This is a genomic window from Paraburkholderia sp. Ac-20342 (assembly GCF_017104985.1).
Lineage (GTDB): Bacteria > Pseudomonadota > Gammaproteobacteria > Burkholderiales > Burkholderiaceae > Paraburkholderia.
Map to the genome: position 1 here is coordinate 31,391 of NZ_JAAGPQ010000004.1, position 26,079 is coordinate 57,469.

Annotated in this window: 23 protein-coding genes; 10 read left to right on the plus strand and 13 right to left on the minus strand. The window is 64.3% G+C overall.

The window, feature by feature from the left end; all coding sequences use genetic code 11:
• Window positions 1-145: 145 nt before the first annotated feature.
• Window positions 146-1,297 carry a branched-chain amino acid ABC transporter substrate-binding protein gene (locus G3N58_RS02480; RefSeq protein WP_205998396.1) on the minus strand — a complete coding sequence of 384 codons (1,152 nt, stop codon included), beginning with the start codon at window positions 1,295-1,297 and terminating at the stop codon, window positions 146-148.
• A gap of 350 nt (window positions 1,298-1,647) precedes the next feature.
• Between G3N58_RS02480 and G3N58_RS02485 the strand changes: the two genes are divergently transcribed.
• Window positions 1,648-2,307 carry a GntR family transcriptional regulator gene (locus G3N58_RS02485; protein WP_205998397.1) on the plus strand — a complete coding sequence of 220 codons (660 nt, stop codon included), beginning with the start codon at window positions 1,648-1,650 and terminating at the stop codon, window positions 2,305-2,307.
• A 183-nt stretch (window positions 2,308-2,490) separates the two neighbouring features.
• Here the strand turns inward: G3N58_RS02485 and G3N58_RS02490 are convergent, their stop codons facing one another.
• Both G3N58_RS02490 and G3N58_RS02495 read right to left on the minus strand, forming a co-directional pair.
• Window positions 2,491-2,748: a hypothetical protein gene (locus tag G3N58_RS02490; protein ID WP_167038975.1), complete on the minus strand. Its 258-nt coding sequence runs from the start codon at window positions 2,746-2,748 to the stop codon at window positions 2,491-2,493.
• A gap of 211 nt (window positions 2,749-2,959) precedes the next feature.
• On the minus strand, window positions 2,960-3,862 hold the full coding sequence (locus G3N58_RS02495) for an EamA family transporter (protein ID WP_205998398.1): 903 nt from the start codon (window positions 3,860-3,862) through the stop codon (window positions 2,960-2,962).
• 212 nt (window positions 3,863-4,074) lie between these two features.
• Between G3N58_RS02495 and G3N58_RS02500 the strand changes: the two genes are divergently transcribed.
• Window positions 4,075-4,992: an AraC family transcriptional regulator gene (locus G3N58_RS02500; protein ID WP_205998441.1), complete on the plus strand. Its 918-nt coding sequence runs from the start codon at window positions 4,075-4,077 to the stop codon at window positions 4,990-4,992.
• Window positions 4,993-5,431: 439 nt separating this feature from the next.
• On the opposite strand, the gene G3N58_RS02505 is transcribed toward G3N58_RS02500, so the two are convergent.
• From G3N58_RS02505 to G3N58_RS02520, 4 genes are all read right to left on the minus strand, one after another.
• Complete coding sequence (locus G3N58_RS02505; protein ID WP_205998399.1) at window positions 5,432-6,769, minus strand: MFS transporter; 1,338 nt, start codon at window positions 6,767-6,769, stop codon at window positions 5,432-5,434.
• An 80-nt stretch (window positions 6,770-6,849) separates the two neighbouring features.
• Window positions 6,850-7,815 carry a hydroxymethylglutaryl-CoA lyase gene (locus G3N58_RS02510; protein ID WP_205998400.1) on the minus strand — a complete coding sequence of 322 codons (966 nt, stop codon included), beginning with the start codon at window positions 7,813-7,815 and terminating at the stop codon, window positions 6,850-6,852.
• Window positions 7,812-9,005, minus strand: a complete 1,194-nt coding sequence (locus G3N58_RS02515) for a CaiB/BaiF CoA-transferase family protein (protein ID WP_167038965.1) — start codon at window positions 9,003-9,005, stop codon at window positions 7,812-7,814. Before G3N58_RS02515 ends, G3N58_RS02510 begins: the two co-directional genes overlap by 4 nt.
• A gap of 104 nt (window positions 9,006-9,109) precedes the next feature.
• Entirely contained in the window at window positions 9,110-10,117 is a 1,008-nt protein-coding gene (locus tag G3N58_RS02520; RefSeq protein ID WP_240158773.1) for a LysR family transcriptional regulator, read from the minus strand.
• Window positions 10,118-10,386: 269 nt separating this feature from the next.
• Between G3N58_RS02520 and G3N58_RS02525 the strand changes: the two genes are divergently transcribed.
• From G3N58_RS02525 to G3N58_RS02545, 5 genes are all read left to right on the plus strand, one after another.
• Window positions 10,387-11,349: a GlxA family transcriptional regulator gene (locus tag G3N58_RS02525; protein WP_167284112.1), complete on the plus strand. Its 963-nt coding sequence runs from the start codon at window positions 10,387-10,389 to the stop codon at window positions 11,347-11,349.
• Window positions 11,350-11,405: 56 nt separating this feature from the next.
• On the plus strand, window positions 11,406-12,164 hold the full coding sequence (locus G3N58_RS02530; protein ID WP_205998401.1) for an SDR family oxidoreductase: 759 nt from the start codon (window positions 11,406-11,408) through the stop codon (window positions 12,162-12,164).
• 781 nt (window positions 12,165-12,945) lie between these two features.
• The gene (locus G3N58_RS02535; RefSeq protein ID WP_205988994.1) at window positions 12,946-13,350 is read left to right on the plus strand and encodes a BON domain-containing protein; all 405 of its coding nucleotides are present in this window, start codon (window positions 12,946-12,948) and stop codon (window positions 13,348-13,350) included.
• Between the two features lie 802 nt (window positions 13,351-14,152).
• The gene (locus G3N58_RS02540; protein ID WP_167038955.1) at window positions 14,153-14,302 is read left to right on the plus strand and encodes a hypothetical protein; all 150 of its coding nucleotides are present in this window, start codon (window positions 14,153-14,155) and stop codon (window positions 14,300-14,302) included.
• 125 nt (window positions 14,303-14,427) lie between these two features.
• Window positions 14,428-16,068, plus strand: a complete 1,641-nt coding sequence (locus tag G3N58_RS02545) for an NRAMP family divalent metal transporter (protein ID WP_167284113.1) — start codon at window positions 14,428-14,430, stop codon at window positions 16,066-16,068.
• Window positions 16,069-16,163: 95 nt separating this feature from the next.
• Here the strand turns inward: G3N58_RS02545 and G3N58_RS02550 are convergent, their stop codons facing one another.
• Window positions 16,164-17,810 carry an acyl-CoA dehydrogenase family protein gene (locus G3N58_RS02550; RefSeq protein ID WP_205988993.1) on the minus strand — a complete coding sequence of 549 codons (1,647 nt, stop codon included), beginning with the start codon at window positions 17,808-17,810 and terminating at the stop codon, window positions 16,164-16,166.
• A gap of 138 nt (window positions 17,811-17,948) precedes the next feature.
• On the opposite strand from G3N58_RS02550, the gene G3N58_RS02555 reads away from it, so the two are divergent.
• Together G3N58_RS02555 and G3N58_RS02560 are read left to right on the plus strand one after the other, a co-directional pair.
• Window positions 17,949-18,608, plus strand: a complete 660-nt coding sequence (locus tag G3N58_RS02555; RefSeq protein ID WP_167038949.1) for a TetR/AcrR family transcriptional regulator — start codon at window positions 17,949-17,951, stop codon at window positions 18,606-18,608.
• Window positions 18,609-19,310: 702 nt separating this feature from the next.
• A complete protein-coding gene (locus tag G3N58_RS02560) occupies window positions 19,311-20,510 on the plus strand; it encodes a succinylglutamate desuccinylase/aspartoacylase family protein (protein ID WP_205998402.1) in 1,200 nt (399 codons plus the stop codon).
• A gap of 310 nt (window positions 20,511-20,820) precedes the next feature.
• Here G3N58_RS02560 and G3N58_RS02565 read toward each other — a convergent pair whose 3' ends face one another.
• The 3 genes from G3N58_RS02565 to G3N58_RS02575 all read right to left on the minus strand — a co-directional run bounded on the left by G3N58_RS02565 (window position 20,821) and on the right by G3N58_RS02575 (window position 22,811).
• Window positions 20,821-21,339 (minus strand): hypothetical protein, encoded by a 519-nt coding sequence (locus tag G3N58_RS02565; RefSeq protein WP_167038945.1) that lies wholly within the window; start codon window positions 21,337-21,339, stop codon window positions 20,821-20,823.
• Between the two features lie 244 nt (window positions 21,340-21,583).
• Complete coding sequence (locus tag G3N58_RS02570; RefSeq protein WP_167038943.1) at window positions 21,584-22,063, minus strand: nuclear transport factor 2 family protein; 480 nt, start codon at window positions 22,061-22,063, stop codon at window positions 21,584-21,586.
• A 13-nt stretch (window positions 22,064-22,076) separates the two neighbouring features.
• Window positions 22,077-22,811 carry a TetR/AcrR family transcriptional regulator gene (locus tag G3N58_RS02575; protein ID WP_167038941.1) on the minus strand — a complete coding sequence of 245 codons (735 nt, stop codon included), beginning with the start codon at window positions 22,809-22,811 and terminating at the stop codon, window positions 22,077-22,079.
• 129 nt (window positions 22,812-22,940) lie between these two features.
• Here G3N58_RS02575 and G3N58_RS02580 point away from each other — a divergent pair, with 129 nt between their 5' ends.
• On the plus strand, window positions 22,941-23,591 hold the full coding sequence (locus G3N58_RS02580) for a YceI family protein (protein ID WP_205998403.1): 651 nt from the start codon (window positions 22,941-22,943) through the stop codon (window positions 23,589-23,591).
• 40 nt (window positions 23,592-23,631) lie between these two features.
• On the opposite strand, the gene tdh is transcribed toward G3N58_RS02580, so the two are convergent.
• Both tdh and G3N58_RS02590 read right to left on the minus strand, forming a co-directional pair.
• Window positions 23,632-24,663, minus strand: a complete 1,032-nt coding sequence (tdh, locus tag G3N58_RS02585) for an L-threonine 3-dehydrogenase (protein ID WP_167038937.1) — start codon at window positions 24,661-24,663, stop codon at window positions 23,632-23,634.
• Window positions 24,664-24,691: 28 nt separating this feature from the next.
• Entirely contained in the window at window positions 24,692-25,906 is a 1,215-nt protein-coding gene (locus G3N58_RS02590) for a glycine C-acetyltransferase (protein WP_167038935.1), read from the minus strand.
• Between the last annotated feature and the right edge of the window lie 173 nt (window positions 25,907-26,079).

A 26,079-nucleotide genomic window follows, 5' to 3' on the forward strand; every position in this document is an offset into this window, starting at 1 on the left:
CCGGTGGACGATCCTCAGGAAACCTTAAGCTTCCTTGCGCCGCGATTTTCACCGCCCAAGTCTCACCGCCGGATTCGACCGCCTCGTTACCGCCAACGCCGCGATACAGCGCCAGCGGCACGATTAACGGATCGTTCCGCAGCGGTTATTTCGTGCCGACCGTTTGCAGCGCTGCCCATGCGCCGTTGTTCACCTTGTAGACGGTCACGCCGCCGTACTTCAGATCGCCGTGATCGTCATAGGCGAGTTCGTTGGTCGTCACGCCCTTCATCTGCGTTGCTTTCAGCACCGGCAGATACTTGTGCGGATCGACCGAGTCGGCCTTCTTCATCGCGTTGAGCACGGCCATCGTGCCGTCGTACGCGTACGGCGAATACAGCTGGACCTCGGTGCCGAAGCGTTTCTTGTAGCGGTCGACGTACGACTTGCCGCCCGGCATCTGGTCCAGCGGACTGCCGCCCGACGACGCCAGCACGCCTTCAGCCGCAGGACCGGCAATCTTGAGCAGTTCATCGGAGTGAATCATGTCTGGGCCGATCAGCGCGCTCCTGATCGCCAGCGAACGCATCTGCTTGAGGAGCGGCGCGGCTTGCGTGTCAGCGCCGCCGTAGAAAATCGCGTCGGCGTCCGATTGCTTGATGTGGGTCAGGATGGCACGAAAATCGACGGCTTTGTCGTTGGTAAACTCCTGCGCGACGATGGTGCCGCCCGCCGCCTTGACCGCCTTGGCGAATTCTTCCGCCACGCCCTGGCCGTACGCGGTACGATCGTCGACGATCGCGAAACGCTTGAACTTCAGGTCTTCCACCGCGTATTTGCCGAGCACGCCGCCTTGCTGCGCATCGGACGTGACGAGGCGGAAGGTGGTCGGCAGCCCTTGCGCGGTGTAAGCCGGCGCGGTGGCGGTCGCGAGTTCCGGAATGCCGGCCTTCGCGTAGATCGGCGCCGCCGGAATGCTGGTGCCGGAATTGAAGTGGCCGATCACAGCGGCAACGCCATCGTCCACGAGCTTTTGCGCGACGGTCGTGCCGGTGCGCGGGTCGGCCTGGTCGTCGGCCGCATCGAGCACGAAGTGCACCGGCTTGCCGCCGATCACCGGCTTGGTGGCATTGAAGTCTTCGAGCGCCAGCGTCACGCCGCTGCGGAAATCCTCGCCGTAGTGCGCCTGCCCGCCGGTCAACGGCGCGGCGAAACCGATCTTCACGTCCTGCGCCTGCTGCGCAAACGCGCTCGCTCCGGTCAAACAGAGCACGCTGGCGGCCACGCCGGATGCGATGTGTTTCATGCTAATGCTCATCTGATGCTCCTCTTCGTCTTCGTTATGTCTTCGTTATGAAATGGCACGAGAAGGCTCACCGCGCGTAATCCGCGCGGCGCCCGTCAGCCGTTGGGCACTGCTTTTTGCTCATCTGAAATCGGCGCACACGCGGACCGGGCCCGCGCTCCGACGAGCCGGGTCATACGCTAAGATGGGTTGCTTGTCTCCGGGTGCATCGGGCATGGTTTTCCAGGCTTTGGTGCGACGACATATTGGATTCACATCTTGGTGATATTTATCCATAGATGCATTGATTGGATACAATCATAGCAACCCACAATTTTGACGACAACTTTTTTCGTCGGTCGGCGCACGACCGGCTTTTACCCATGACGACAGTGCAGGCCAAGGCAGAGCAACGATCGCTGCCGCAGTCCATCCGGGATCAACTGCGCGATGAAATCCTGCGGGGACAGTTGCCGCCCGGTACGCAGCTGCGCCAGGAAAATCTGGCGGAGCGCTTCGGCGCGAGCCGGATTCCCGTCCGGGAAGCGTTGCGGCAACTCGAAGCGGAAGGGTTGGTCAGTTATCAGCTGAATCGCGGTGCGGTGGTGATCGCGATGTCGACGAGCGAGATTTGCGAGCTGCTCGACATTCGCGCCGCGCTCGAAAGTTATGCGGCGAAGCTCGCGGTGCCCAACATGGTGTCCGCCGACATCGAGCTGATGAAGCGCATCCTCGCCTCGTACGACATCGCCACGACCCCGCCCGAATGGGCGGAGTGCAACCGGCAATTCCATCTGGCGCTGTGCGCGCCGTCGAATAACGAGCGGCTCAAGAAGATGATCGAGGAGTATTGCCTGAGCACGACGAATCGCTATCCGCATCTGCGGATGTCGCTGGATACGCAAAAGGACGACGTGCAGCACGACCACTACCGCATTCTCGACGCGTGCAAGCGGCGCGCCGTCGACGAGGTCGTGACGCTGCTCGAACAGCACATTCTCGAAACCAAGCGCGAAGTGCTGGCGGCCGCCCGCCTCGGGTAACGGGTCAGGCTACCCGGCGGTCAGGCCGCTGAGCAGACATGAAAAAAAGCGCACGGTGAATGACACCGTGCGCTTTTTTATCGTGGACAGCGCTCGTGAGGCGCCAAGGCAGATGGACGCTTCAACGATCCGCTTCAAAGGCCCGCTTCAAGGCCTCATCAACGGCCCATCCGGTAATCCGCCTTAGTGCTCGAGCTTCGCGCGCAACTCGCGCGCGGCTTCCAGCAGTCCTTCGTAACCCGAGCGAGCATGCTCCGGCAGATCGGGATCGCCGACCAGCGCGCCGAGCGTTTCGATCAGGCTATACACAATGCCCTTCGCCGCACCCGACGCGATGTTGCCCGACGATACCTGTTGATCGACATGGCTGAGCGCCGCGTCGAGCTGCTCCATCCCGGGGCGATCATCGGAAGGCGGCTTGGGAGAAACGTCTTGCGTCATGATGAAACATCGCTCCTGTTGATGCATCGGTGAACGAACCTGTCACGTTGTTATATACCGATCGTGCGCCGCCGTCCATTCGTGTCCCCGGCATTCGTCGGTTATCGGAGCCGGTAAAACCGGCTCCCGGAAACACTCACCCGATGTCGATGCAGAGGCTTTTTCCGCTCCCGAACATCCTCACCTTAAGCGGTGGCGGTGAAGCCCCCGCTCACGACCCCGTCACCGTACGCCGCACGAAAATGCGCCGCGTCAGATCGAATGCGACGAGGTTGCCGGCCACCACGAGCAGCAGTCCAACCACCGCGAGCGCGGACCAGCGATAGCCCTCGAAAATCGTCGACGCCGCCAGCGCGACGATCGGAAACAGCACCGTGCAGTACGCGGCGCGCTCCGGTCCCATGCGTCCGACCAGCATCAGGTAGGCCGTGAAGCCGATCACCGAGCCGAATACCGCGAGGTAGGCGAGCGCGCCGAGATAGCGCGGCGATAGATCGGGCGCGAACGAGTAGCCGGCGAACAGGCTGCCGATCGTCAGGATGCCGGCGCCGATCAGCATCGCCCAGCTATTGGTCGCGAACGGATGCAGGCCCATCGATTGCATGCGGCTCGACAACAGGTTGCCGGCCGAGAAGCACAGCGTGCCGAGCAAGGCGACGCCGAGCCCGAGCCACGCGGTGTGATCGCCGAGGTGCCCGGCCATCTGCTGCACGAACAGACAGACGATGCCGACGAGCCCGAGCAGCGCGCCCGCGATCGCCGTCGGCTGCAGCGGACGGCCCATGAACAGCCGGCCGTTGATCGAGTTCAGCAGCGGCGCGGTGGAAAACACGACTGCGACAAGACCGCTCGGCACGATCTGCTCGGCGTAGTAGAAGCACAGGAAATTGAGGCAGAACAGCGCGAGGCCCTGCGCGACGAGATAGCGCCACGCGGCGCGCGGCGGCCAGATCGGCCGGCGCATGACGCGCAGCAGCGCGAACAGCAGCGCCGCCGCGATCCAGAAGCGCCACGCAATCGACACGGGCGGCGGCACCTCGCCGAGTTGCCATTTGATCGCGATCCAGGTGGTGCCCCAGATCAGCACGGTCGAAACATAGAGCAGCAGATTCATGATGGAGCCCGGGTCGGCAATCCGTGGTCGGCCATGGCACGCGGCAAGCCACGGTAAGCCGCGATGACGAAAACCCGACTATGCCGCCGCGCCGCCGTCCGGACTTGTCCAGGATTGCGCACATTTTCGCGGCGCTGGGCGGCCTCGCGAGGCTCGCCGTATACTGGCCGCTCAGCCATCCACTACTCGCCGCCCATCGTCCGCTCGCCGCCGTGAACGCCAGCCCGTCTATCCCCGAGATCTCCGCTGCCGGCACGCCGTTCGGTCTGCAGTCGGTCTGTCATACGCTCGCCAGCGCCAACGCGAATCTGGACCGCTTCGCATGGCTCGGCGACGGACTCGCGATCGCGCTCTGGACACGCAACACAAAAGAGGCCGAAACCGTCTACGAGCGGCCGGGCCATCACACGCTGTCGTGCTATCTCGACGGCGGCTACCGCACCGAGCGCCAGAAAATGCCGGGCCACTACGGCGCGCCGTCGCGGCTGTGCGCGCTGCCCGGCGATCACGAATCGCGCTGGTGGGTGCGCGGCCACATGCATTTCATGCACCTGTACTTCCTGCCCGAGCACTTCACGCGGCGCGCGGTGCAGGAACTCGACCGCGAGCCGCGCGAACTGACGCTCGCCGATCGCACCTATTTCGAGGACCCGCATCTCTCGACGCTGTGCCAGTCGCTCGTCAACGAGGACTGGTCAAGCCCCGACGGCCTGCTGCGCACCAACGAAGCCGCGCATGAGGCGCTGAGCCTGCTGTTGCGCGGACAAGGCGTGCGGCGCACCGGCGTCTCGCCGAAGGGCGGGCTGTCGGTCGCGACGCGCCGGCGGCTGCGCGACTATATCGACAGCCATCTGGCGCAGCCGCTTACGCTCGGCGAGCTATCGGAAGTCGCGGCGCTCTCGGAGTTCCACCTGGCGCGCATGTTCCGCGAGTCGTTCGGTCTGCCGCCCGCCGCGTGGATCGCGCAGCAGCGGCTCGAACGCGCGCGCACGCTATTGCGCACGACCGCGCTGCCGCTCGCGCGAATCGCCGAGCAGTGCGGCTATGCGAACGCGAGCCACTTCAGCCATCGCTTCCGCGAGAGCGCGGGGGTGACGCCGAGCGTGTATCGGCAGGTGATGGGCGGGTGATTGAAGGATGAGCCCGGGTGGCGGCGGGAATTGAGGTAGGAAACGCGAAGCCCATACCCGGTATTGAGGATCGCTGAGCTCAAGCCGATGTGGAAACTTGTCCACGTAAAATGTTGGCAAGGCTGTGGACAACCTTCTCATAGGCCATCCAAGTCATTGACGCAGCGGCATTATCGGCTTGCGGTTCAGGCGTAGGCAGCCTGCGCCGCCGCCCGACAAACCGCACGGCCCGACCGCTTTGCCAGGGACACCATACAACACCCATCGTCCTCGACATGGAGTTGTCCACATATTTTGGGAACAAGCTTGTGGACAACCTGCGCATAGTCCTGCCAAGTGATTGACGCAGCAGGCGTATCTCTCTCAGGTTCGGCAGCAGGCAACGGGGCGGCGGGCCGGGGCGCCTCGTCCGACGCAGCCCGCCGTCCCGCCCGCGCCATCATCTTTGCGTGGTTTCGGTTTCCCGGCGCCGCAGCGACTCCGGCAGGCCATACTGCACGATCAGCGCGCACACGACGCTCAGCACACCGATCACGTACAAGGCCGGCGTCGTGCTGCCGGTCAGATCCTTCACGCGGCCGACCATCACCGGGCTCACGATCCCGCCCAACTGGCCGAGCGTGTTGATCAGCGCGATCCCGCCGGCGGCGCCGGCTCCCGCGAGCAGCTTCGGCGGCAGCGCCCAGAACGCCGGGATCGACGCCACCACGCCCGCGCCCATCACCGCGAGCGCGACGACCAGCAACGCGGTCTGCTTGTCGAAGTAGCCCGCCGCAAAGAAGCCGATTGCCGACATCAGCAGCAGCCCGAACACGAACTTGCGCCGCTCGCCGCTCGCATCGGACAGACGCCCCACCACGACCATGCAGATCGCACCGCACACATACGGCACCGCCGTCAGCAGACCGACCACGGTCGGGTTCTTCGTGCCCGCCACGTGAATCAGGTGCGGCGCCCAGAAATTCAGTCCGTACGAGGCGATCTGGATCAGGAAGTACACGAGCCCGAGCGTCAGAAAGCCCGGCGTTTTGAGCGCGCCCATCAGCGAATGGCCGCTTGCGGGATGACGGCTCTGCTGCGCGATCTGCGCGGAGAGCACGGTCTTTTCCGTGGCCGACAGCCAGCCCGCGTCCTCGATGCGATCCTTCAGCAGCAGCAGCACCAGCACGCCGAGCACGATGCACGGCATGCCGCCGAGCAGGAACAGCCAGTGCCAGCCCGGCATGCCGAGCGCGCCGTCCAGATGGCCGATCACGAGCCCCGCGAGCGGCGCGCCGACGAGCCCCGAAAACGCCGAAGCGAGAAACAGCATCGACGTGATGCGGCCGCGATAGGCGGTCGGAAACCACAGCGTCAGGTAGTACAGCACGCCGGGCGCGAAGCCCGCTTCCATCGCGCCGATCACGAAGCGCAATCCGTAGAACTGCCATTCGTTGTTGACGAACACCATCGCGGCGGTCGCGAGACCCCACGAAATCATGATCCGCGCGATCCAGCGCCGCGCGCCGACCTTGTAGAGGAACAGGTTGCTCGGGACTTCGAACAACACATAGCCGATCACGAACAGACTCGCGCCGAGGCCGTATGCGGTGTCGGACAGACCGAGATCGCTCTGCAACTGGAACTTCGCGAAGCTGATGTTGATGCGGTCGAAGAACGCGAACAGGTAGCAGATCATGATGAGCGGCATCAGCCGCCACGCGACTTTACGGATGATGGCCGCGAGATCGTCGCTGCCTGTGCGGCTACTGTCCGCCGCTACGCCCAGGTCACTCATGCTTGTCTCCAATGCCGGATTCGGCGCCGCCGTCCGGTCGCTTGATGGTTGATGGTCGATGATGGTTGCCGTGTGGCCGGTCAGATCTGCCGCACGTATTCGGGCACCGGATGCAGGTCGCAATTGCGGCCCGCCTTGGCGAGTTGCCCCGGCACGTCGTGGCCGAGCAGCGCCGGCAAGCCGCGCGACAGCACCAGCAGCTTCTCCAGATCGATCCCGGTCGGAATCCCCACTTCGTCGCACAGGTTGACGAGGTCTTCCGTGCAGATGTTGCCGGACGCGCCCGGCGCGAACGGACAGCCGCCGAGGCCGCCGAGCGCGGCGTCGAAACGGCGCGCGCCGGCTTCGTAGGCGGCCAGCACGTTGGTGAGGCCCAAGCCGCGCGTGTTGTGAAAATGCAGCGTGAGCGCCGAGGCCGGCACGCGTTCGAGCACGCGCGCGACGAGCCGCGCGACCTGGCGCGGATTCGCCATGCCGGTCGTGTCGGCGAGCGTGATGCCTTCGATGCCCATCTCGCGATACGTATCGACGATGCCGACCACGCGGTCTTCGTCGATGCGGCCTTCGAACGGACAGCCGAACGCGGTCGCCACCGTCGCGTTGAGCAGCACGCCCGAGCCCTTGACGTGGCGCACGATGTCGCCGAACGCGGCGAGCGACGACTCGCAGCTCATGCGCATGTTCGCGCGGTTGTGGGTCTGACTCGCCGACATGACGAGGTTCAGCTCGTCGGCGCGCGCGGACAGCGCGCGCTCGGCGCCCTTCAGGTTCGGAATCAGCGCGACGTAGATCACGCCGGGCTGTCGCTCGATCTGCTGGAATACGGCCTCGCCGTCGCGCAGCGCCGGAATCGCTTTCGGCGAGACGAACGAGCCTCCCTCGATGCGCGTGAAGCCGCATGTGGAGAGCGCGTTGATCAGCGCGATCTTGTCCGGCGTGTCGACCCAGGTGGGCTCGATCTGCAGACCGTCGCGCGGCGCGACTTCCTGCACGATCAGTTTGTCGAGCGAGGCAGTGTCGGCGGTGGAGTAGATGGCGGCGCTCATTGCACGGCTCCTTCGCGGCGCAGCCGCTCGATGTCGTCGTTTTCAAAGCCGAGGTCGCTCAGCACGCTGCCGGTATGCTCGCCGAGCGCGGGACCTTGCCAGCGCACTTCGCCCGGAGTGTCCGAGAGCTTCGGCACGATGCCCGGCATCTTTACCGACGCGCCGCCCGGCAATTGCGCCTGCAGCAGCATCTCGCGCGCCTGGTAGTGCGGATCGGCCACGATGTCGGCCACCGAATAGATGCGCCCCGACGGCACTTCGGCGCGTTCGAGCGCGGCCAGCACGTCTTCGGTCGTGTGCTGCGAGGTCCATGCGGTAATCGCCTGATCGAGCATCGCGGCCTGCTTCGCGCGGCCGTCGTTGTAGGCGAGCGCGGGATCGTCGGCGAGATCGGCGCGGCCGATCAGATGCATGAGGCGCTTGAAGATCGGATCGCTGTTGCCCGCGATCACGACATAGCCGTCGTCTTGCGTGCGATACGTATTCGACGGCGCGATGCCCGGCAGCGCGCCGCCGCTGCGCTCGCGCACGTGGCCGAGCAGGTCGTATTCGGGCACGAGGCTTTCCATCAGATTGAACACGCTCTCGACGAGCGACACGTCGACCACCTGGCCTTCGCCCTGTCCCGTCTTCACGCGCAGCAGCGACATCAGCGCGCCGATCACGCCGTGCAGCGACGCGAGCGAGTCGCCGAGACTCACGCCGACGCGCGCCGGCGCGCCGTCCACTTCGCCGGTCGTGTAGCGGATGCCGCCCATCGCCTCGCCGATCGCGCCGAAGCCCGGCCGGTCGCGATACGGGCCGGACTGGCCGTAGCCGGAGATGCGCACCATCGTCAGTTTCGGATTGAGCGCGTGCAGCACGTCCCAGCCGAGGCCGAGCTTTTCGAGTGCGCCGGGGCGCAGGTTTTCGATTACGACGTCGGCATCGGCGGCGAGGCGCTTGACGACCTCGATGCCATCGGCCGATTTCAGATTCACGCAGACGGATTTCTTGTTGCGCGACTGCAGATACCACCAGAGCGAGGTGCCTTCATGGAGCTTGCGCCATTTGCGAAGGGGATCGCCGGTTTGGGGCGCTTCGATCTTGATGACTTCGGCGCCGAACTCGGCCATGAGGCGCGCGGCAAACGGCGCGGCAATGAGCGTTCCGATCTCGACGACGCGAATACCCTGAAGGGGTCCAGCCATGGTGCAGTCTCCGGAGTTGGTTTGGTGTTGGGAGACAGCTTAGAAGCGGTGCGGCGGTGGGTCCAACCGCAATTCGCCAAGGACCGTTCGCGAACGACGAACGCTCAGCGGCGGCGTTTGGCGGGCGGGGTGGTGACGGTGGCGGCAGGCGTCGCGGATGCGCCCGATGCGCCGGCGGTCGCGGAATCGCCCGCCTCTTCCAACGCTTCGACTGTGCGCAGATGATCGAACAGCAGCCGGCCCACCGGCGAAAGCGCCTCGAGGTCGCGCGCCACGATCACGAGGCTGCGCTCGGCCCAGTCGTCTTCAAGCGGCACGCCGACGAGGCCGAGCGGCCGGCCCATCAGCTGACACACCTTGCGCGGCAGCACGCCGACGCCCATGCCGGCCTGCACCATCCGGCACACCGCGTCGAAACCCGGCACGTGGATGCGTAGCCGCAGCGGCTTGCCGGCCTGGTGCGCGGCGAGGTGCGTGCGCGCGTTGATCGAACTCGCGGAATGCAGACCGACGTGATCGCCGTCGAGCGTTTCGGCGAAGCCGATGCTCGCGCGCGAGGCGAGCGAATGATCGTCGCGCATCACGATCACGAGCGAATCGCGCCGGTAGTGCTCGACGTGCAGCTCGCGCGTGTCGGCGTCGCCGGAACAGATGCCGAGATCGGCGAGGCTGTCGTCGACGGCCTTGACGACGCCGCCGCTCGGCCGCTCCTCGAGATCGAGCTTGACGCGCTCGTGCTGCAACTGGAACGCGCGCAGGTCCTCGGGCAGAAATTCGACGATCGCCGACAGGTTCGCCATCATCCGCACGTAGCCGCGCACGCCGCTCGCATGACCGGCCAGTTCGATGCCGATGTTCTCGATGTCGCGCATCACGCGGCGCGCGTGATGCAGCAGCGTTTCGCCGGCCGGCGTCAACGTCATGCCGCGCGCGTTGCGCTGAAACAGCGTCGCGCCGACCGCCTGTTCGAGTTCGAGCAGACGCTTGCTCGCGGCCGACACGGCAATCGCCTCGCGCTCGGCGGCTCGCGTGAGCGTGCCTTCCTCGAAGACGGCAAGGAACAGCTGAAGCGTGGTGAGATCGAGCTTGCGGAGAAGGTTTTTGATGACCATGGCGCGGCGCGGGGAATGCGATTCGTCCCGCTCGAAGATGACGCCGTACAGTCTATCGAACTTTATCGCACTGCCGCGTTTGCGCCGTCCGCTTCGAAGCGCTCGTGCTCGCGACCACAGGGCAAGACGAGCTCCATGTCGTGCAACCTCGCGCCGACGTACGGCAGGAAGGGGAATCAACGCGGCGCGCGGTGCAGCGTCAAGGCGCGTTTGCTATGCTGGCCTGCCGCCGCGCGCGGATTCCGTTCATCCACCCAGGAAGTCTTTCGATGCCCACCGTCGCGATCGCGATCTTCCCCGGCGTGCAGGCGCTCGACGTCGCCGGCCCCGTCGACGTGTTTTCCGAAGCGAACCGCTTCATCGCGCCACGCGAGCATTACGAAGTGAAGCTGCTGGCCGCCGATGCCGCGCCGCTGCGCGCGTCGAACGGCATGACGCTGAGCGCCGATGCGACGTTCGATGAGGCGCGCGAGCCGTTCGATCTCGCGCTGGTCGCGGGCGGTCCCGCGCTGCCCGACAACGACGTGGCCGATGCGCGGCTGCTCGACTGGCTCGCGAACGTCGCGACACGCTGCGGGCACTACGGCTCGATCTGCACCGGTGCCTTCGCGCTCGGTCACGCAGGGCTGCTCGACGCGCGCAACGTCACGACGCACTGGCAGCATGCGGCGCAACTGGCCGCGCGGTTTCCGCGCGCGCATGTCGACTTCGATCGCATCTATCTGCGCGACGGACCGCTCGTGACGTCGGCGGGCGTGACGGCCGGCATCGACCTGTCGCTCGCGCTGGTGGCCGAGGATCACGGTCCGCATACGGCGCTCGCGGTCGCCAAGCGGCTTGTCGTGTTCGCGCAGCGCCAGGGCGGCCAGTCGCAATTCAGCCCCTACCTGACCGCGCCCGCCGACGACACCTCGCCCGCCGCCAAAGTCCAGGCGCACGTGATGGCGCGCATCCGCGAGAGCTTCACGGTCAGACAGCTCGCCGACGTCGCCGGCATGAGCGCGCGCAACTTCGCGCGCGTGTTCGTGCAGGAAACCGGCGTGACGCCGCATGAATTCGTCGAACGCGCGCGCGTCGATGCCGCGCGCAAACTGCTCGAAAGCAGCGGCGCGGCACTCAAGGCGATCGCCTACGATTGCGGCTTCGGCACCGCCGACCGCATGCGCATCGTGTTTGCGAAGCGGCTTGGCGTAACGCCGATGCAGTATCGCGAGCGTTTCCGTTCGTCGTGAAGGCGACGTGAGAAAATCGGCGACTCTGCTGCAAGCCAACGATCACAAGGAACGACATGACTTCCTCTTCTCCGATTCGCGCGATCGTCACCGGCCATACGCGCGGCCTCGGCGCGGCGCTCGCCGAACAACTGCTCGCGCGCGGCGTCGCGGTGCTGGGTCTGTCGCGCTCGCGGCACGCCGCGCTGAAAGCGCGATTCGCCGCGCAGCTCGAAGAGATCGAACTGCCGCTGGCCGACCCCGCGCGCGTCGCGCAATGGCTCGCCACCGACGCATTGCGCCGCTTCGCGAGCGGCGCGCAAACGGTGCTGCTCATCAATAACGCGGGCATGGTGCAGCCGATCGGTCCGATCGAAGGACAGGACCCGGCCAACATCGCGGACGCGGTGAACCTCAACATCGCCACGCCGCTGATGCTCGCGAGCGCGCTCGCCGCCGCGGCCGTCGAGGCGAGCGACCGGCGCATCGTGCATATTTCGAGCGGTGCGGCGCGCAATGCGTATCCGGGCTGGAGCGTCTACTGCGCGACGAAGGCCGCGCTCGATCATCACGCGCGCGCCGTTGCACTCGACGCGAACCGCGCGCTGCGCATCTGCAGTCTCGCGCCGGGCGTGATCGATACGGACATGCAGGCGCAGATTCGCGGCAGCGGCGAAGAACAGTTCCCGATGCGCGCGCGTTTCGAAGACCTCAAACGCAACGGCCAACTGTCGACGCCCGAGCAATGCGCGACGCAGTTGATCGACTACGCGCTCAGCGATGCATTCGGTCAAACGCCGGTCGCGGATATTCGCGAGATCGTGAAGCAGGCGTAGTCGGTGCAGCGGTTGCCATGGCCGCACTCGGCAGTAACGGGCAGCAATCGGCAGCATCGACGCTCCCGAAAATTCTCACCTTTAGCACGGAGCAGCAGCGGATCGACGCAAATAGTCCCCGCCGTTGCTCCCGAAAACGCTCACCTTGAGGGCCGTAGCGGGATAAATGCAGGCTCACGGCCAGTGCGCCACGCACGGCATACGCCATTCCCGAAAACCCTCACCTTTGATAAAGGCCGAGGCAATATCGCCTGGACATTCAACGGGTTACGTGACGCACGCGCCTTAGCACAGGCTGTTTTTCCCGAGCGGATTACGCATTTGCAAGGAATGCATAGCCGCTTCGTATCACTCGGCTCCTGAATATCCTCACCTTTGAGCGTGACAGCCGCGATACGTGTGCTGCCGGAATCATCTTGCCGTGCGGTTTATTCGTGTATTCGGCGGGTTCGAGCGCTGGCTGGGAACCATGCGCGGACGTTCCCCGAAAACCCTCACCTCCAGATTTGCAGTGCGCGTACAGGTGCGCCGATTCTCACCGCGCCAGCTCCCGAATCTTCTCACCTGTCGGTCATGCAGCGCGGATCGCGCCGCGAGCAGGGCAACCGGCACGGCCGCATAACCCCCCCGTCGATGCCTTATTCGCACAGTCGTCGCGGCATATAATCGGACGAGACGGTCGAACACTCGTCTCGAGGCGGCAGCGCGTGGCGCCGCCTCTTCCCCATTGACAGCATGCGGCTCGAACAGCAGTTCCTGACAAACCGGCAAAGGAGGAAGAATGAAAACAAACGGCGCGAGCAGAATACTCGGCGCGATGTTCGCGATGACCTTCGCGACTTGCGTGACCTATGCGAACGCGCAAACGCCCGGCGGCACACCGGGCGACATGTCGGCGCAAAACATGCCGATGCAAAGCCGGCCGGGGGTGGCGGCTCCAGCTCCACGTCGAAACAGATCGGATACCCAGTTGGTCCGCGACGTTCGCCGCGCCTTCACGCGCACACCGGGATTAAATTCGGCGAGCATTCACGTCGAGTCGCGTCATGCCTTCGTGACATTGACCGGCTCGGTGCCGCAACGCTCGCAGATCGAACGGGCCGGTAGCGCCGCAAGATCGGTTCAAGGCGTGAGAGCGGTGTCGAACCGACTGACCGTGCGAACGAGGCGCGGCTCGGGTCATTGAGTCGAACGAGACGGCATCGGTCGGATGAAACCGATGCCGCCTTCGTGAGCGCCGAATGTCTCCGCTTTACTTCCTCTGCTTTGTCCCTTCCGCGTCAATCGCGCAGCCGCCTTCCTTCGCATCGGTCAACGCTGGCACGATCCGCCTCGCTGAAATCCTCCGGTTCTCATCCGGTCTTTCAATCCGAAAGCACTGCGTTGCTCGCAGCACACTTTTTTCTGCTCTGCTTAAGAAACCGATTGACCTTGTCCAAATACGCCCCCTAGAATTCAGGAATATTCACTAGTGAGGCTCGTGCCTTGGACACCTGCAGTAGTCGACTTTCGAACAGATTCGCTGCCTGAACGGCAGGACGTCCGCGCTTCCTTTCCTAGCCGCCGTCTTGCCAGCAGGCAGACGGTGCGCGTCGCAGCAACTCCCCGTGCACCCTGGTTAATGTTATATCCGCGCCATACGGATCGACGCGTCTGATCGCGTCCATACGCTGACGCGGCTTTGTATCGCGAGCATCAGGCTCGCATGCGTGTTCGCACGCGTTTCGTCAGTTCGACGGAACGCGCACGGACGCGAGAATAAACACGCCTGTCGCGGGCGCGCGTCCCGAATGCGCGCCGCGATGGCAGAGAGAAACCAGCCAGCAAGGAGCCGCCATGACAGACAGTGACAGTTATCCCTTATGCCGCTTACCGCTTCTTTTAACTGAGGAAAGCGAGTAGACCGCCACCGCCGCGTCGATACGCGCGGCCTCCGTGTCTGCTGGCTTTCTGCCCAGCGCGTTGCATGCAACGCACGGAGAAATATCATGCAATTCGGCCTCCTTCTCTCGCGGCTCCCGCACGTACAGGAGTCGCGCGTCCATTACGACAGCCTGCTCATGCTGCACGTCCGCGAAACACATGCTTTCGTGCCGTTCTGGCGCCGTCTGAAAGCACGCGTTCTTCATCTTTCGTAGCGTTTCGCGATTCTTCCGTCATACGCAAGCGGCTCAGCCAGCACTCGACTCGCACGCTGCCCATGTCCTTGCGTATGCCGGAGCACGCATGTCGCCGTCTATAAACACAACCAGGGAAGAACGTCATGTCCACGCCCACCAACCTTTCCTCCGCCCGCAGCGCCGTGCTCGATTCGGCGCACGTCGGCGACATCAAGGGCGCGCTCGGCACGATCGCGCATCATGACGTCGCGCCACGCACCAACTGGTGGGCGCGCGTGCGCACGCTGCTCGCGATCCTCGGTCCGGGGCTCATCGTGATGGTCGGCGACAACGATGCCGGCGCCTTCGGCACCTATACCCAGGCAGGTCAGAACTACGGCACGACGCTGCTGTGGACCATGCTGCTGCTCGTACCCGTGCTCTACGTCAATCAGGAGATGGTGCTACGCCTCGGCGCGGTCACCGGCGTCGGCCATGCGCGCCTCATCTTCGAGCGCTTCGGCAAGTTCTGGGGGGCGTTCAGCGTCGTCGATCTGTTCATTCTCAACGCGCTGACCATCGTGACCGAGTTTATCGGCATCACGTTCGTGCTCGACTTCTTCGGCGTCTCGAAGATCGCGGGCGTGTGCATCGCCGCGGCCCTCACGATGGCCGCCGTCAGCACGGGCGACTTCCGCCGCTTCGAACGCTTCGCGGTCGTGCTGTGCGTGTTGAGCCTGCTGCTCGTGCCGGTGCTCGTGTCGATTCATCCGCCCGTCAGCCAGATGGCGCGTGACTTCTTCATTCCGAACTGGCCCGCCCACTCGAAGCTCTCCGACGTGATGCTGCTCGTGATCGGCATCGTCGGCACGACGGTCGCGCCGTGGCAATTGTTCTTCCAGCAGAGTTACGTGATCGACAAACGCATCACGCCGCGCTTCATGAACTACGAAAAGGCCGACCTGTGGATCGGTATCGTGTTCGTGCTGATCGGCGCGGTGGCGATGATTTCGTTCAGCGCGGCGCTGTTCGACGGCCGGCCCGAATTCGGCAACTTCACCGACGCGGGCGGCGTCATCGCGGGACTCGAAAAATACGCGGGACGCACCTCGGCGGTGCTGTTTGCGATCGCGTTGTTCGACGCATGCGTGATCGGCGCGGCGGCCGTGTCGCTATCCACCGCCTATGCGATCGGCGACGTGTTCAAGATCCGTCACTCGCTGCACCGCAGCGTCTCGGACGCGAAGGGCTTCTATCTCGTGTACTTCGTTATCGTCGCGGCGGCCGCGGCGCTCGTGCTGATTCCGGGCAGCCCGCTCGGTCTTCTGACTGAAGCGGTGCAAACGCTGGCCGGCGTGCTGCTGCCGAGCGCGACCGTGTTCCTGCTGCTGCTTTGCAACGACCGCGCGGTGCTCGGTCCGTGGGCCAATTCGAAAAAGCTGAATCTGTTTACGGGCGCTGTCGTCTGGGTACTCGTGATGCTGTCGATCATCCTGACCGCGTCGGTGATCTATCCGGACATGGCCGGCAAAACGATTATCGAAATGCTCGTGGGCGGCACGCTGCTCGCCGTGACCGGTTATGGCGCGGCGCTCGGCATCCGCAAGCTGCGCGGCGAGCCCGTGGCCGAACCGTCGCCGGTCTATTCGAAAGAGGCGCGCAACGCCTGGCGCATGCCCGCGCTCGACGAATTGCCGCCGCCGAATCTGACGCTGGCGAAGCGCATGTGGATGGGCGTGCTGCGCGCTTATCTGCTGCTCGCGATCGGCCTCGTCATCGTGAAGGTCGTGCAGATGGCATTGTGAAGCCGCGCGAATGGTGAGTAGTTCCAGGAGATGCGCTAACGGTGAGGATTTACGGGAGCCGCGTTGCGCATCATCGCCAGCCTGTGGAAACGCAATCACACAGGCCATGCCCGCTCGACGATCCGCGCCTGTTGCCCATGTTCCGGCAACGTGCCGAACACGCGGCCCCACTGCGCGTCGAAGCGGCTTGCGATGAACGCGTCCGCGACGTAGGTCGGCGCGTGCTCGCGCAGCAGGCACGCCTGCACGAGCAGAATCAGGCGCTGCGCTTCGCGGCGCGCGGCCGCTTCGTGCATCGCGGTCCCCGCACCGGCTGCGCCGGCCAGCGCCTCGATATGCGGGCGCAGGCGCGCCTCGCCGTGGCAGATCGGCCGGATATCGTCGATCAACGCGGCTAGCGCGGCGGGATCGCGGCTGATCGCGCGCAGCATGTCGAGCGCCATCACGCTGCCCGATCCTTCCCAGATCGAGATCACGGGCGCCTCGCGATAAAGCCGACCCATCGGGCTTTCGTCCATGTAGCCGTTGCCGCCGAACACTTCCATCGCTTCGGCCGATAGTTCGATGCTGCGTTTGGCCACCCAGAATTTCGCGGCGGGCGTCACGATCCGTTTATAGGCGTGCTGCAGCGGATCATGGTCCGCGAGCGCAAACGCCTGCGTGAGGCGCATCATCAGCTGCGTCGCGGCTTCGCTTTCGAGCGCCATGTCGGCCAGCACGTTGCGCATCAGCGGCTGTTCCGCGAGGCGCTTGCCGAACGCGTGACGCTCGCGCGCATGGTGAATCGCCTGCACCACGGCCTGGCGGATCGTACCCGCGCTGCCCATCACGCAGTTCAACCGCGTATAGGACGCCATTTCGATAATGGTCGGAATACCGCGCCCTTCCTCGCCGATCATGCGCCCCCACGCGCCGAGGAATTCCACTTCGCTGCTCGAATTGGAGCGGTTGCCGACCTTGTCCTTCAGACGCTGGATCTGCACGGCGTTCTTGCTGCCGTCCGGCCGGTAGCGCGGCACGAAGAAGCACGACAGGCCGTTTTCGGTGCGCGCGGTCACGAGATGCGCATCGCACATCGGCGCGGACATGAACCATTTATGACCGACGATCTCGTATTCGCCGCCTCGCCCCTCGCCACGCACCGGCACGGCGTGCGTAGTATTCGCGCGCACGTCGGAGCCACCCTGCTTCTCGGTCATGCCCATGCCGACCAGCATCGACGTCTTCTGTTCGAGTGGCAGATCGCGCGCGTCGTAGCTGCGCGAATAGAGTTTCGGCATCAACTGCTCGAACAACCCGGGCTCCTGGCGCAACACGGGGATGCTCGCGAAGGTCATCGAGGTCGGGCACTGCGAGCCGGCCTCGATCTGTCCGTGCATCGAAAAACCGGCCGCGTACGCAGCCCATGCGCCGGGCCGCGTATCGGAGAACGGTTGCGAGACGAGATTCTGTTCGCGCAGCATCTTCATCAGGCCATGCCACGCGGGATGAAACTCGACGCGATCGATGCGGTGTCCCTGGCGATCGAAGGTGTGAAGTTCGGGTTTGAAGTGATTCGCGTCCTCGGCCATGCGCAGCGTTTGCGCGCTGCCGAGCCGCTCGCCGTAGTCGCTCAGTTCGGATTCGTGCGCCTGCGCACCCGCGCGTTGCACCGCTTCGCGCAGCGCGAGGTCCGTGGTGTAGAGGTTATAATCGGCCAACTCCGGCACGACATTCGTCACCTCATGGGTGTTCCAGTTCATGAGCGGCTCCTTTTCAAGGTGCCCCGATCGGTCCAAGGTCGATCCGTCATCGACGAACCTGTACGCTTGCCGCGCGGGCTTTTTTCTGGTTACCCAGTATAGGGACGCGCTTCGGCGCGAGTGTTCGGATTCGCCGACATGAAGGAACCGCTCCCCGTCAAAACCACGCGCCGCAAGCCCGCGCAATCACGCGCGCTCGCCACGGCCGAGGCGATTCAGCAGGCCTTTGTTCAGCTTCTGGTCGAGCACGGCTACGACAAGGTATCGATCCGCCAGGTGACGACGGCGGCCGGCGTCGGTATCGGCAGCTTCTATGAATATTTCGCCAGCAAGGAAGCACTCGCGGCGGTGTGCATTCATCTGCGCATCAAGCGGATCGCCATCGAAATGAGCGAATGCATTCCGGCCACGCGCGACGAAGCATTGCCCGCGCGAGCCGATGCCCTGCTAAACGCGCAGATTCGCGCGCCGCTCGCGGAACCCGAACAGTGGTCGACGCTCTTTCAGCTCGAACGCCGGGTTTCCGGCATCGATGCCTACCGCAAGCTTTACGCGGAGTTCGTGCGGCTATGGGCCGGCCTGCTTGCCTCGGCACCCGACTGGCCCGCCGATGCGCCGACGGAAGATGCCGCGTTCGCGGTACACGCGACGATCTACGGTCTCGTCTCGCAGGCGCTGATGACGCGCCCGGCTCCTCACGACGTGGCAGCGCTGCGTCGTTTGCTGCGCACCGCCGTGCATGGGTATCTTTCGCTGATCGCGCCGCGCGCCTATCGGCTTTATCGCTTCGAGTTCTGACGGCTCCGCCCTGGCGTGCGCATCAATGCATCAGCGCCTGTCGCGTTCGTGCGCGAACTGCCGCACCCGTCTTCGAAACAGGATAGAACGCGCTGCGCCGCCGACGTCAAAGGACGATCGCCGTGCACCACCGTCGATACGGTCGTGTCGGGAAACGACTCCACGAGGCGCAATGTCGCAATCTTGTGACGCGCCATGTCGAGCCGGAAGGTCGGATCGACTTTCACTGGACTCCTGATCAATCGCGTACAAAACCACAAGACACTCGTGTACGTGACGTCGATCGACACCTGCGTGCTGCTGCCGCTGGCATTTCACACAATTCACAAATTTCCGTCGACCTAACTGATCACCAGTATCGTCGCATTGCTGGTCGGATTAATGACGCTCTCCAGTCCCGCCGCATTTGTTCCTATTTTGAGGGCCTTCAGCCCCGACGTACGTGCAACATCGCTCGGGGTCATCTATGCTATGGACGTGACGCTCTTCGGTGGTTTCGCACAACTCATCGTGCTCGGTCTATGGCGCTGATCGGGCAGCTTCTATGCGCCCGCATGGTACGTGATGGGCTGCAGCGCGATCAGTGTCGCCGGCGTCATGATCTTCCGCGAACACGAGGAAAAGAACGGCCAGCATCAGCGCGGTTGAATTCGTTGCGATCAGAACAGGCCACGCCTGCACACAACATAAGGATCCTTCGCCATGCAGAACGAATCAAAAGACGGTGTCGATCGACGCAACTTCATGAAGACGGCCATTGCGCTGGTCGGCGCATCGTCCGCGCTCGTCGCGCAGGCCGGCACCGCGTACGCGCAGAACGCGAATGCGCCGGCCGCCGGGACGGGCGCGCACCGGGGCACGGTCTACACCGGCGACGTGATAGACGGCAAGAAGGTCATCAGTTCGCTCGACGTCAACGACCTGCCGAGCGGCGCGAAGCATATGTTCTATTTTCAGGGCGTGCAGATGCCGACGGGCCAGCACTGGTACGTGTCGGTAATCGTCGTGCGCGGCGCGAAACCGGGCAAGCGCGTGGCGCTCGTGAGCGGCGTGCATGGCGATGAGATCAGCCCCGTGCATACGATACAAAGCGTCGTGAGCCAGCTCGATCCGGCCCAGATGTCGGGCACGGTGCTCGCGGTGCTGGACGTGTCGCGCCCCGCGCTCGAAGCGATGGAACGCAGATGGCCGAACTCGGGGCGCGGTCTCGACCTCATCGACATCAACCGCGAATGGCCGGGCAACGAGAATGGCGCGAGTGCGCCGAGCCGGCACGCGGGACTGCTATTCAACCGCCTGCTGCGGCCGAACGCCGACTACGCGATCGACTTTCACACCGGCACGACCGGTATGGACCTGACCTCGTTCAATCTCGCGCGGATGGAGTTGCCGGAAGCGCGCGCGATGGCCGAGCTGTTTCCGATCACGCAGATCTTCGACAACCCCGCGTATCCCACGCTGCTTGCGAACGCGCTGATCGACGTGGGCATTCCCGCGATCACGCCGGAGATCGGCGCCGCGCGCATCATCGACCTCAACATGATTCCGCAGTTTGTCGAAGGCACGATGAACGTGCTCAAGCGCTATGGCGTCGTGCCAGGCCCGATCGGGAAGACCGGCCGCGACGTCGGCATCTTCGTCGGCAATAGCGCGCACACGGTCCTCACGACGCACGGCGGCTTCGTCGAACTGCTGGTCAAGCTGAACGAGAAGGTCACGGCCGGGCAGAAGGTGGCGATCCAGCGCAACACGTTCGGCGAAGTGGTCGCGGAGTATACGAGCGGGGTCGCCGGCGAAGTGACGGGGTATCGTACGGATGCGACGGCGGAACCCGGCATTCCTCTCGTGATGGTGCTCTATCAGAGTGCGGGGCGGGAGAATCCCGAGGATTATTCCGAGTAACGCGAGTCGAAGTGGACCGGCGCGCCTGAGTCGCGAATGGTGAGGATTTCCAGGGGATGGGTGAACTCGCCGCTCAAGGTGAGTTCTTCCAGGATGGTGAGGAATTCCAGGAGATGGCGATACCGAACCGAGCGCATTTTTCAGAATGGTGAGGATTTCCAGGAGTTGCATCCACACCGGAAAGCAGGTTGTCGGGCCATTGACCCCTTGGCTCGCCGTCCAGCTTACGTCACGCTCCCGAAAAACCTCACCTTTGCCAATGGCTGGCTGCGCCCGCGGATAACCGGAACACGTTCCGGTTATCTCCCGCTCAAAACTTGAACTTCACCTGAAATCCAATCGTAAACGGTAGATGGTCCGAAGGGATCGGCGGCACCACGATGAAGTTCGCGCCGACGCGCTTGTATTCGACCATCACGATCGGCGCGACCACCGGCCCGATCGTGTGATTGCGGCCGAGCCCCCAGTTGCCGTAGTTGTAGCCCGAGATGATCCCGCCGATCGCCGCGAGCCGCACGATGCCCCAGTGCGCGAACTCGGGCGCCCAGACGCCGCCGCCATAGTAGGACGGCCGGCGCAGCGAGTTGCGAAAGCCGCCTATCGTCAGCGCCCACTGGTTGTTCAGCCAGCATTCGACGCCGAGGCCGGGGTTGAACTGTTCGAAATCGGTGCCGGGATCGGGATCGATGTGATACGAGCCGAGCATCGCGTCGGCCCATATGCCCCCCTCACACCAGCTGCTCGCATGCGCGGCGGTGGCCGCCGCCAGGCTCGTCACGAGTGCCACGGCGATACGCCGGATATTTTTGTTCATCTGCCGAAAGTGCATGTCTTCTCCGCCACCGGTCGAGCGCCGGGGTCATCGATGTTCCGACGGTCTGTTTGCCGCCCGTCGCGCACTGTACCTCAACCCGCGCGGGCGATGTTGAGGACCTGTTTGAGGACCTGCTCGACTGCCGGGCACAGCACGCGCCCGCAGCCAAAACCGCAACGATAACGGAGAACCGATGGCAAAGCGGTGAATCCGCGGCGCGTGGCGAACGCGCCGTCGGCGATGAACGCTGGCGAGATGCTTACAGACCGAGGTCCGACAGGCCCGGATGATCGTCGGGACGGCGCCCGAGCGGCCAGCGATACAGGCGATCGGCCTCGCGAATCGGCAGATCGTTGATGCTCGCATGGCGACGCGCCATCAGGCCATGCTCGTTGAACGCCCAGTTCTCGTTGCCATACGAGCGAAACCAGTTGTTCGAATCGTCGTGCCATTCATACGCGAAGCGCACCGCAATGCGATTGTCGGTGAACGCCCACAGCTCCTTGATCAGGCGATAGTCGAGTTCGCGCTCCCACTTGCGGCGCAGAAAGCCGACGATCTCCGCGCGCCCGTGAACGAACTCGGCGCGGTTGCGCCAGATGCTATCCGTCGTATAGGCCAGCGAGACGCGTTCGGGCTCGCGGGTGTTCCAGGCATCTTCCGCGGCGCGCACTTTCTGGATCGCGGTGTCGCGCGTGAACGGCGGCAGCGGCGGGCGGGTTTCGGTCGTATCGGCCATGAGGGTTCCTCATTCAGGTAGCGGTGCGCCGGGATGGCGGTCGTTGGGTTGGGGGAGCGTGTGCTGATTTCGCGGCCGGCTTTGCTGGCGGCTTTGCTTCCGATTTCACTGCTGTGTTCGCCGCCGGCTTCGCGGCAAAACCCGCTTGCGCATCGAGCAAGGTTTTCGCGGCCGTCTGCGCATCGAGCGCGGCGTCTGCCTCGCCGCTCACGAGCGCGACCGCGATCGCGCCGTCGAGCAGAACGAGCCACTGCCTCGCGAGACGCGCAACGCGGCGCGTATCCATAGCCGATTCCGCCGAGAACGCCGCGCACTCGGTCCGCACGAAATCGAGCAGACGCTCCTTGTGTTGGCGCGCGACGATCCGGATCGGGTCGTCGGCGGAAGCGATCTCGCCGGCCGCGTTCAGAAACGCGCAGCCATGAAAATCTGCCGAAGCAAACCATTCGCGCAGCACGTCGAACATGCCGAGCAGGCGTTTGCGCGCAGTCTTGCCGCGCCGCTGCGTGCCGGCGATAAACCAGTTCATCCAGCGTTCGTCGCGCCGTTCGAGCGCAGCCGCCACGAGCGCATCTTTCGATTCGAAATGCGTGTAGAAGCTTTTGCGCGCGGTGCCGGATTGCCGCACGATCGCGTCGACGCCGGTTGCGTGGATGCCGCCGGCGTAAATCAGCGCTTCGGCCGCATCGAGCAGACGCTCGCGCGCCTGGCCGGTCGGTGTCGGGTCGCTAAGGGTTTCGCGTGTCATGGACGAAAGGTAGAACGATCATTCTACTTCGTCAAGTTTTTCCGACCCTGTGCGATCGTTATGGAGTTTCCGCGCGCAGGCTGCGCTTGCTGCTATCGTGACGAAGATCGCTCAACCGGAACGGCTTCGATGAACTCCTCTTCTGTTCGCACCGCATGGATGCGGGCGCTGCTCGGCGTCACGCTGCTCACTGCGATGGCCTGCACGCCGGTGCAGGTGCTCACGCATTCGGTCAGCCGGAACGAAGCGCGCGTGCCGGTCGGCCGCTACGACATCGACGCGGATCACACGAGCATCACGTTCGACGTCGATCACTTCAAGTACTCGCGCTTTACGATGCGCTTCGATCGCAAGCAGGGGCAACTCGACTGGAACGAGGGCGGCCTCGAACGCAGCACGGCATCGGTCACGATCGACGCCGCGAGCATCGACACGAACGTGCCGCTGCTCGACAGGATGGTGAAGAGCGACAGCATGCTCGACGTATCGCGCTATCCGGAGATTCGCTTCGCGAGCACGCGTTTCGAGCGCACAGGGGACGCGCGCGGCACGCTGAGCGGCAATCTGACGATACGCGGCGTCACGCAGCCGGTAACGCTCGACGTCACGTTCAACGGCTTCGCACCCGATCCGCTGACGAAGAAAGACACGCTCGGCTTTTCCGCCGACGGCCATTTCAGCCGCGCGAAGTTCGGTTTGGCGACGTGGTATCCGGCCGTCGGCGACGACATTCACGTGCGCATTCAGGCCGAATTCGTGAAAACGCCCGCAGGCGCGTAAGCGCCGCGGGCGTCGGTCAATCGAACTGCGCCGTGCTCGCTCAGGCGGCGGTCCAGTCGAGAATCACCTTGCCGCTCTCGCCGGAGAGCATCGTCGCGAAGGCCTGCTGATAATCGTCGACCTTGAAATGGTGCGTGAGGATCGGCGACAGATCGAGGCCGCTTTGCAGCATCGCGACCATCTTGTACCAGGTCTCGAACATCTCGCGCCCATAAATGCCCTTGATTTCGAGGCCCTTGAAGATCACCTGGGTCCAGTCGATCGCAGTTTGCGCGGGCGGAATGCCGAGCAACGCGATCTTGCCGCCGTGGTTCATCGCTTCGAGCATGCCCGTGAAGGCGCTCGGCACGCCCGACATTTCGAGGCCGACGTCGAAGCCTTCTGTCATATGCAGATCGTGCATCACGTCGCGCAGCGATTCGCGCGACACGTTCACCGCGCGCGTCGCGCCCATCTTGCGCGCGAGTTCGAGGCGATAGTCGTTGACGTCGGTAATCACGACGTTGCGCGCGCCGACGTGCCTCGCAATCGCGACCGCCATGATGCCGATCGGCCCCGCGCCGGTAATCAGCACGTCTTCGCCGACGAGATTGAACGACAGCGCCGTGTGCGTCGCATTGCCGAACGGATCGAAGATCGCGGCGAGATCGTCGGAAATTTCCGGCGGAATCTTGAATGCGTTGAAGGCCGGAATCACCAGATACTCGGCGAACGCGCCCTCGCGATTCACGCCGACGCCGACCGTATTGCGGCACAAGTGACGGCGCCCCGCGCGACAGTTGCGGCAGAAGCCGCACGTAATGTGCCCTTCTCCCGACACGCGATCGCCGATCGCAAAGCCGCGCACTTCCTGCCCCATCTCGACGATTTCGCCCACGTACTCATGGCCGACGTGCATCGGCACGGGAATCGTCTTTTGCGCCCAGTCGTCCCACTTCCAGATATGAATGTCGGTGCCGCAAATCGCGGTGCGCGTGATGCGAATCATCACGTCGTTATGGCCGACTTCCGGCTTCTTCACGTCCGTGAGCGTGAGGCCCGGTGCGCGTTCGAGTTTTGCCAATGCTTTCATTTGCGTCTCCGTTCGAATCGCGCGGCGACTAGGCCGGGATCACGCCAAGTTCGCGGCCGACGCGCGCGAACGCCTCGACGGCGCGATCGATCTGTTCGGGCGTATGCGCGGCGCTCATCTGCGTGCGAATGCGCGCGCGGCCGCGCGGCACGACCGGAAACGAAAAGCCGATCACGTAGACGCCTTCCTTCAGCAGCGCGTCGGCCATCTTCCCCGCGAGTTGCGCGTCGCCGAGCATCACCGGAATGATCGGATGTTCGCCCGGTACGAGCGTGAAGCCGAGCGCGCTCATCTTGCCGCGGAAATGCGCGCCGTTTTCGCGCACGCGTGCGCGCAATCGCGCGCCTTCGTCGCTCGCGAGCAGTTCGAGCACTTTCAGCGAAGCGGCAGCGATGCTCGGCGTTAGCGTGTTCGAGAACAGGTAGGGACGCGAGCGCTGCCGCAGCAATTCGACGATCTCCTTGCGCGCGGCGACGTAGCCGCCCGATGCGCCGCCGAGCGCCTTGCCGAGCGTACCGGTGATGATGTCGACGCGCGCCATCACTCCGCCATGCTCGGGCGTGCCGCGCCCGTGTTCGCCAATGAAGCCGACCGCGTGCGAGTCGTCGACCATCACGAGCGCGCCGTATTGGTCCGCGAGATCGCAGATGCCCGCGAGGTTCGCGATGATGCCGTCCATCGAGAACACGCCGTCGGTCGCGATCAGCTTGAAGCGTGCGCCGGCGGCGTCGGCTTCCTTCAGGCGCGCTTCGAGATCGGCGAGATCGTTGTTCCTGTAGCGAAAGCGCTTCGCCTTCGACAGCCGCACGCCGTCGATGATGCTCGCGTGATTCAGCTCGTCGCTGATGATCGCGTCGTTTTCGTCGAGCAGCGTTTCGAACAGGCCGCCGTTCGCGTCGAAACAGCTCGAATAGAGAATGCAGTCGTCGGTTTGCAGGAACGCGGCGAGCGCTTCCTCGAGTTGCTTGTGCACGGTCTGCGTGCCGCAGATGAAACGCACCGACGCCATACCGAAGCCGTCCTTGTCGAGCCCTGCTTTCGCGGCGTCGATGAGCCGCGCGTCGCCGGCGAGGCCGAGGTAATTGTTCGCGCAAAAATTCAGCACGTCCGTGCCGTCGGCAAGACGCACGTCGGCCGATTGCGGACTCGCGATCACGCGTTCGCTCTTGTAAAAGCCATCGGCGCGGATCTGCGCGAGGGTGCCGCGCAGATGGGCAAGGTACTGGTCACATTGGTCACGCATGAACGAGACTCCGGAGAGATGAAGGAGACGACCTGACTCGCTGCGCTGAGTCGCTGCACTGAGCGTCGGCGCTTGACATCAGCATAGTCCGCATCGACGGCGTGTGCAGCAGCGAGCTGGCCTGTTATAGTCGGCTGTCAGCTTTATCGGATATTTTCGTTTTTTCGAACTAA